Genomic DNA, 7,012 nt, shown 5'->3' on the forward strand with positions numbered 1-7,012 from the left:
TGACGTTTCCATCAGTAACACCTGCTCTTCCTCCGTGCCAAAGCGCACGGATGTTAACAATGCAGGTGGGTCAGTTTTAGATGATCATACCCACCCAAGTGGGTCACTTTTGCATGCCGATTCACAGACATAAGCATCATCCCGCTTCTACCAGCGCCGGATCCCTGTAATCTTCGTTCTTCGTCAGCATCGCCCATATCTGGCGCGCCATCTTGTTAGCCAGACCGGGCAGAATGATCCCACGAACGGCGGTATATGCCTATTCAGACATTCATTCGACTGAAACCTACGGCACAAAGGTCGGCACATCAGACGCTCAACCTACCCCGCATGAAGCTCCGTTCTGACCAGCCCCGCCGTCTCACGCCATGACCGTTTTGGGCTGACTGGCGTCATCCGATAGTTTCCGTCAGAAACGTCGACCGGGTCGGCCCGGTTGAGCGGCAGCTTTGCGCAGGAAGCAGACCTTGCAAAGTTTGAGCGGTTTCCGACAGCCGACCTTCGTGCAGGCTGCGGCGAGCGACGGCTAGGAGCCCAAAACTACCAATGCTGCGTCCTAAACAAATGTCCGCTTCGGTTCGCTTAGCTGGAAGCGGCTACCATTTGAGAACATGCTCAGGCGAGCTGCAATGGCGAACATCTCAAAATGTCACTATTGCTCGCGCCTGATCGACTATCTCTGCAACGATTTCAGCTGCGGGCTGGATTTTTGTTACAAGACCAACGCCCTGACCGGACCACATCGATAGTCCTTCAATGTCGCCCTCCAAGGCGGCATTTGGCGAAGCGCTTGTATAGCGAACAATTCCGCTCCCATCTTGACGACGCGCCAACACTTCGCCTTCACCGGGGCGTTGGCCCAAAGCCGGTTTGCCAGCAGCTTCCCACATCTTTGAGGTCGCATTTTTCAACGCCCGATGGGGCGCATTCGGCCAGCTCAGATCATAAAGATCATCGTAGCGATCCGTATCGTCCTCCGAGGCCGCAAGCAGTTGCGCGCGATAGGTCGGGTGGACAGGGGCTTCTTCAGCCGCCAGAAAACGCGTTCCAATCCATGCGGCCGAAGCTCCAAGCGCCAGTGCCGCTGCGAGTCCACGCCCATCGGCGATCCCACCGGCCGCAATCACTGGAACGTCACCGACTGCATCGACGACGGCAGGCACCAAGGCAATCGTCGAGACCGTACCCTCAACATGACCGCCAGCTTCGTAGCCCTGAGCACAGATTGCATCGGCTCCGAGAGCGACCGCCGCACGTGCTTTTTCTGCCGTGCTCGCTGTTATGATGACCTGGCAGCCCGCTGCTTTGGCGCGTGGGACGAAATCGCCTGTATCACCCCAGAACAGCGAAATGATCTCGACGCCTTCCTCAAAGCAAGCTTCAAGCTGTGCTTCACTTCGAAAATCCATGTTGAGGTTGACGCCAAAGGGTTTATCCGTCAGCGACCTGATCCGCCGCACTTCAGCTTTCAGCCCGTCGGGATCGAGATACCAGACCGGAGCAATTCCAAGCCCTCCGGCATTGCTAACGGCGGCAACAAGCTCGGGCGACGAAACTCCTCCAACAGGGGCCAGCACGACTGGGTTGTTTGTTCCGAAACGTGTGCAAAATTTGTTGGTCACAATGGCACCTCGTCGTGGGTAAGTGGCTGAATAATAGTGGGGCGATCTGAGTGTAGCCAGCTGATTTGAACGAAAGGCCGACATTGGTGCACATGTAACGGAGGTCAGCTTCGTCTCGCCTCGCCGTCGTAGCAACGCCTTGCAGCTAAGGTCCGGAGCGAGCCCAAAACTACCAATGCTGCGTCCTAAACAAATGTCCGCTTTCAAGCTTACGGCCAAAAACGTGCCACAACCCTGAAGTTGCAGTCTTGCTGCGGCCATGAATGTCTAGAACAACATATGCATTAAATGTTTGGGCCAGGCAGATCAGAGATCGAATGAGCCTGATCTGCCGAACTCAAAATCACCCCGCTTTCAGGTACGGGATCGCTCCTGCGATATCTGTGTCATCAATGACGTGGAAATTCGAGACACTGCCCGACTGTCGAGCCGTGCCGTAAGGCGCATAGTCGGGATCAGCGGCGAAACCATCGAGCGCGGCCCTTGATGGAAACTCCAGGATAGCAATCAAAGTGCTGTCTTTCTGTTCACCTTCGAGGGTCTCGATGTTTCCGCTGCGAGAGAGGTAGCGACCGCCGTGCTTCTCAACCAAATTATGGACGTTGGCGGCATATTCCGGAACCCAGCCATCATCGGTGACTTTGATATCCGCGATCAAGTAAACGCTCATTATCGTGCTCCTTCTGGGAGGCCAACCGGGATGGTGAGCCTGTGGGACGAAAGGGTGCCGATTTCGTTGAGCGCCATCTAGTCCAGTAACTGGAGCAGGAAGTACAGTTTCTGGACTAGATGGCGATTTCACCGCTGCTACAGTGCTGAAAAGCACATGGAGGAAGGATATGGCGCAGGCCAGTTACAAACAGTTTTGCCCGCTTGCTATGGCCGCTGAAGTGCTTTGCACTCGATGGACGATGGTTCTGTTGCGGGAATTGATTGCCGGTTCAACGCGATTCAACGACCTGCGCCGAGGCGTGCCCAAGATGTCCCCGACTTTGTTGTCACAAAGGCTGAAGGACTTGGAAGAGGCCGGAATTGTTGAAAAAAAGCCAGTTCCTTCTGAGCGTGGAGTATTCGAGTATCACCTCACAAATGCCGGGCGCGACCTGCGGGAGGTGGTGATCTCGATGGGTATGTGGGGGCAGAAGTGGGTCGAGTCCTCGCTGTCGCTCAAGAATCTCGACCCATCCCTGCTCATGTGGGACATGCGGCGGAACCTGAACCCTGAACCGCTCCCCAAAAGGCGCACGGTAGTCCAGTTTGTGTATCACGACCTCCCGTCAACCAAACGGGATTGGTGGCTTGTGATCGAACCTGCCGGAGGCGTGGACTTGTGCTGGGCCGATCCCGGTTTCGACGTTGATCTTTACGTTTCCACCGATCTCAGAACCATGACCGCAATCTGGATGGGAGTGACTGACGTGGCCGCCGAACGGGACAAGTTCGAGTTCACCGGCCCTAAGGAAATTTCTTCGACCATCCAAATTTGGCTCGGGCTCAGTCCCTTTGCAGTTCAGAAAAAGCTTGACTCCTGAGCCGGATTTCCCGGCACTACGGTCTTCAGGCATAGTCGCTCGATACTTCCAAACCGAAGGCGCGATCATCTGCTGAATGTGGGCAATGTATACGGCAAGAACGACCGTTTTGGCAGCGTCCGATCCCCAAAAACGAACATTGGTGCACACGCAGCGAAATGGTGCTTTGTCCCGCACTGCGGCCGCTGGATGAACCCTGCCCGAAGGTCCGCTCTGACCATCCCCGCCGTATCGCGCCATGTCCGCTTCGGGCTGGGTGCCGTCATCTGATAGTTTCAGTCAGGAACGTCAACTGGGCCCAACCGGTTGAGCGGCAGGTGTGCGCAGAAAGTGATCTTTGCAAAGTCTGGCTCGTTTCCCGACAGCGGCCATCCGTGTAGAGTGCAGCGAACTCGGAGTCAGAGCCCAGCCTGCTCATTGGTCACTCCGTAGCTAAGGATTGATTTCGCCGGGGCTGCGTGCGTGCATAAATCAAGACTTATGCACGCCTGAAGAGTAGCTCTCTCGCTTTTTCGAGAGATTTACTCGCCGCGATCCGTTGTTTTCAAACGCCAACGCCATGCGCGTGACGGCGAACCCGACCCAAAGTAAACAAAAGCGGCCCGGCAGGTCCATACGCCGCGTGGCGTAACGCCCCTGGCGGGACAAGATCATGCGGATTCATGGTTTGTTCCGAAAAATCCTAGATGTTTCTGAAACGAAAGACATCTCGCGTGGTGAAAAATGCTTGATTAGCTCGCTTCATCAGGCAACCTTGCGGTCAACATTACGCTACGTAGGCAATGTCGGTTATCAAGTCGTCTGTTGCATGTGAAATTTTGAGCCCACTCGCCTCAGGAGCGATATTTATGAACCGCCAAGTTACTCCAGAGTTTTTTTACGCTATCAGTTCAGACTTTAACTACCGTGAGTATCTGGAGGAAAGAAGCCATTTTGATCGTGTAGTAATTTCAATTGACGATCAAACAGCTGCCATCGTTGGCAGCGGGCAGAGGCTAGCAGACAGGGTATATGGAGCCGCGCAAACTATATCTGGTCAGATTGAAGCTTCAGGACAAGCCATTGAAGGAAGATTGGTCGATATTGATGCTTCGCTTTGCAAGATTGACCAAACTCTTGAAAACGGTTTTCAGACAGTCACGGTTGAACTTCAAAACCTCGGTCAGAATATCGTGGACCTCCAAGATGCACTTACAGCCGGCCTTAATAGCTTACTTGATGAATCTCGACGTTCCAACCAGCTAATTTCTAAACTAATCCAGAAGGTGGAAACACCTGACCAAGTTTGGGCAGAGGAAAAATTGGCGATTGTATATTTGACAAACCCTCATCGCACAGCCATGCTCGGACTCTGCTGTGAGGAGATTCGAAGATGAAACTAAATGTCGGGTATGGCACCGTTAGTTATGCTAGGGCTGTTGATGAGGTTCCCGCGACGACACAAGTTGATGGTAATGTCACGATACACAACCAAGGATCACCTGCAAAAGCGGCTGAATATACGGTTAAGCACGACTTTACCGCCGAGGACGACGACTCGGGTTTGTTTGCTCATGTTTTCGTAACTCGCACGATTCCAGAAGAACAATCCGACGAGTCATATCACAGAGTTGAGATTGAAGCATTTTCACGAGTCGCTGAGTCTCTTCGGGCGATAGCTGACGAACTTGATCGTCAGCACAAGGAGTCGAAAAGCGAGAAATGAACGTGCCCATAGGTATTAATTTACCCCACCTTGAGTGGTAATTCAATACCTCACTTGCCCTTATCGTCGTCTTTCGGCTTCTTCTTCACCAGCTTCTTCAGCTTCTTCTCAAACCGTTCCTCGTCGTCGTCCGTCTCTAGCTGGCGGGCGGCTTCCTTGAACTTGTCGAGTTGGGATTTCGGCTTTGCGCTGTTCATGTCGTGTTCCTTTGCGTTTGCGCTTGACGGCCTTCCGGCTCACGGTCCACTATGTGAAAAACAAGACGGGCGATTCGAGCAATGGTCATTGATGAAATGCGCAAACTGCGCGACGAAATACACAAGCGGCTTCTTGATGTTCCTGATTACCGTGCTCTTGCGGCTATGGACGAAGCTATTCGTACAGTTGAGCAAGCTGGCGCCGTTGTCGGCCACGGTGACCCGCGAGGATACGAACCGCCAAAACGCAAACGCTTGAGCCAAGCTGATGCAGCATTTGCAATCTTGGCTGATCGCGGCGAACCGATTCAAACTCGTGAACTTCTGCGTGAGGCTGAGGGATTGGGGGCTACGATTTCGGGAAAAGACCCAATGGTGAATTTTGCTTCGTCGCTGTCTCGCGACAAACGCATCAGGTCTATCAACTATAATGGCGAAAAACACTGGTGGCTTACGGATCGTGACCCGCCTGGAGAAATGAGTTTCGATGAAGCGGAGGACCGAACCGTGGAAGGCGCGCCCTCCGCTTCGCCTAGTGCGCAAGGCCGTGAAGCCGTGCCGGGGGGTGGTACATGAGAAGATAATCCCTTGAAACCACCAGCGGTAGCCCAATGGGCTACCGCACTTAAGTGGGGCTAGCATGGTGCGGGGCGAGGTCTTCCCAGCCGACTCCCCGAGGGTTCGAGTCCCCCTAGCTCCACCTTTGACCATACAACACTCTGGATTCACTTGCAAATCCAGAGTGTTGTTTTATTCTGCGTCTTTAGCAATTAGCAGCCCCATAAGTTAGGCGCTTACCTGCGATTGCTTTAAGTGCAATTGTGCTGCGCTCCGCATCATCAACACCGTTCGCTATCCGGTTGTTATAGCGAAAATCGAACTCTGCCGCGTAGCGGTGCAGGTGTTCTTTGCTGCAATGCTGATACACACCCTTCATGCCGCGCTTGAAGATGCTGTAGAAGCCTTCGACGGTGTTGGTGTGAACCTCGCGATCTTCGCGGCGCACATACTCACCGGCACTGTGATTGACCCAATCGTGACCGGAGAAATCCGGGCTGATGGCAAGGCCTTGATACTGGCGGGCTTCGTCGGTCAGAACGAATGCTTCTTTGGCGATGTTCTTTCGCAGGATGGGCACGAGGGTGGATTTCTTGAGGTCGTCCACAACCACGCTCTTGGCGCGCTTGGTATCGCGATCAACGAGGGTAAGCACTTTCATCTTGTGAGCGCCGCCACGGGCGTTCTTTGCCTTGGTGACGCCCGGTTCTTTGCCGATGAACGTCTCGTCAACCTCGACCGCGCCGCCATTGCCGCCGAACGGAGCAAGCGCACCTTCACGCATGCACTCGCGGATGCGATGCGCCATGAACCACGCGCTCTTGTGCGTGATTTCCAGCACGCGGTGCAGTTGGTGCGCGCTGATGCCCTTCTTGCTGGACACCATCAGGTGAATGGCTTGCAGCCACTTGTGCATGGGAATGTGGCTTTCCTCGAAGATGGTGCCCTTGCGCACCGTGAACTGAGCGCGACACTCGCGGCATTTCCACAGGCCGTGACGCTCTTTGCCTTCCGGGTTCTTCTTGCTCGGCTTGGAGCGAACGCCGGTCAGGCGATAGGCGCGGTCAACCACACCGCAATGCGGGCAAACAGGGCCATCGGGCCAGATGATGCTTTCGACATGCGCAAAGGCTGCGGCTTCGTCGTGCATATACAGTTTGCTCAGAACGGACATGGCGGCTTTCCCTAACTGCTTAACCCCAATATAGGAATCTCAGTTGGGTTTGTCAAATATACAATCGCCGAAAAATTTGTGGCCGCTCGAAGCTGCGTAGATGTTCCGTCCCGGATGATCACATAGCCCCTCGTCGATCCGCGCTTTTCATGGCACGATCTGTTTTGAACGAGGTGCGAGACGGGAGATCGGCATGCTGATCAAGCTTCACAGCCAAGCGACGA

At 54.2% G+C, this 7,012-nt stretch carries 8 protein-coding genes; 4 read left to right on the plus strand and 4 right to left on the minus strand.

Going from position 1 to position 7,012, the window contains the following annotated elements; translation table 11 throughout:
* Positions 1 to 641 precede the first annotated feature (641 nt).
* Positions 642 to 1,622, minus strand: a complete 981-nt coding sequence (locus tag DQW77_RS17605) for a nitronate monooxygenase family protein (protein WP_220124992.1) — start codon at positions 1,620 to 1,622, stop codon at positions 642 to 644.
* Positions 1,623 to 1,965: 343 nt separating this feature from the next.
* Positions 1,966 to 2,292, minus strand: a complete 327-nt coding sequence (locus DQW77_RS17610) for a DUF1330 domain-containing protein (RefSeq protein WP_113259626.1) — start codon at positions 2,290 to 2,292, stop codon at positions 1,966 to 1,968.
* 169 nt (positions 2,293 to 2,461) lie between these two features.
* Between DQW77_RS17610 and DQW77_RS17615 the strand changes: the two genes are divergently transcribed.
* From DQW77_RS17615 to DQW77_RS18135, 3 genes are all read left to right on the plus strand, one after another.
* Entirely contained in the window at positions 2,462 to 3,154 is a 693-nt protein-coding gene (locus DQW77_RS17615; RefSeq protein WP_113259628.1) for a helix-turn-helix domain-containing protein, read from the plus strand.
* 848 nt (positions 3,155 to 4,002) lie between these two features.
* Complete coding sequence (locus DQW77_RS18130; RefSeq protein WP_147095021.1) at positions 4,003 to 4,530, plus strand: hypothetical protein; 528 nt, start codon at positions 4,003 to 4,005, stop codon at positions 4,528 to 4,530.
* Positions 4,527 to 4,859, plus strand: coding sequence for a hypothetical protein (locus DQW77_RS18135; RefSeq protein ID WP_147095022.1), 333 nt, complete (start codon positions 4,527 to 4,529; stop codon positions 4,857 to 4,859). The genes DQW77_RS18130 and DQW77_RS18135 overlap by 4 nt, the downstream gene beginning before the upstream one ends.
* Positions 4,860 to 4,909: 50 nt before the next feature.
* On the opposite strand, the gene DQW77_RS18295 is transcribed toward DQW77_RS18135, so the two are convergent.
* Positions 4,910 to 5,056 carry a hypothetical protein gene (locus DQW77_RS18295; protein ID WP_181711334.1) on the minus strand — a complete coding sequence of 49 codons (147 nt, stop codon included), beginning with the start codon at positions 5,054 to 5,056 and terminating at the stop codon, positions 4,910 to 4,912.
* A gap of 81 nt (positions 5,057 to 5,137) precedes the next feature.
* On the opposite strand from DQW77_RS18295, the gene DQW77_RS18140 reads away from it, so the two are divergent.
* Positions 5,138 to 5,632, plus strand: coding sequence for a hypothetical protein (locus DQW77_RS18140; RefSeq protein ID WP_147095023.1), 495 nt, complete (start codon positions 5,138 to 5,140; stop codon positions 5,630 to 5,632).
* A 187-nt stretch (positions 5,633 to 5,819) separates the two neighbouring features.
* Here DQW77_RS18140 and DQW77_RS17620 read toward each other — a convergent pair whose 3' ends face one another.
* Positions 5,820 to 6,788 carry an IS1595 family transposase gene (locus DQW77_RS17620; RefSeq protein ID WP_113259630.1) on the minus strand — a complete coding sequence of 323 codons (969 nt, stop codon included), beginning with the start codon at positions 6,786 to 6,788 and terminating at the stop codon, positions 5,820 to 5,822.
* Positions 6,789 to 7,012 lie beyond the last annotated feature (224 nt).

This window comes from Roseovarius sp. TE539 (assembly GCF_003298505.1).
Classification (GTDB): Bacteria; Pseudomonadota; Alphaproteobacteria; order Rhodobacterales; family Rhodobacteraceae; genus Roseovarius.

Coding starts and splice junctions, on each gene's coding strand:
- DQW77_RS18135 (WP_147095022.1), top strand. CDS start 4,527: ATGAAACTAAATGTCGGGTATGGCACCGTTAGTTATGCTAGGGCTGTT.
- DQW77_RS18295 (WP_181711334.1), bottom strand. CDS start 5,056: ATGAACAGCGCAAAGCCGAAATCCCAACTCGACAAGTTCAAGGAAGCC.
- DQW77_RS17620 (WP_113259630.1), bottom strand. CDS start 6,788: ATGTCCGTTCTGAGCAAACTGTATATGCACGACGAAGCCGCAGCCTTT.
- DQW77_RS18140 (WP_147095023.1), top strand. CDS start 5,138: ATGGTCATTGATGAAATGCGCAAACTGCGCGACGAAATACACAAGCGG.
- DQW77_RS17615 (WP_113259628.1), top strand. CDS start 2,462: ATGGCGCAGGCCAGTTACAAACAGTTTTGCCCGCTTGCTATGGCCGCT.
- DQW77_RS18130 (WP_147095021.1), top strand. CDS start 4,003: ATGAACCGCCAAGTTACTCCAGAGTTTTTTTACGCTATCAGTTCAGAC.
- DQW77_RS17610 (WP_113259626.1), bottom strand. CDS start 2,292: ATGAGCGTTTACTTGATCGCGGATATCAAAGTCACCGATGATGGCTGG.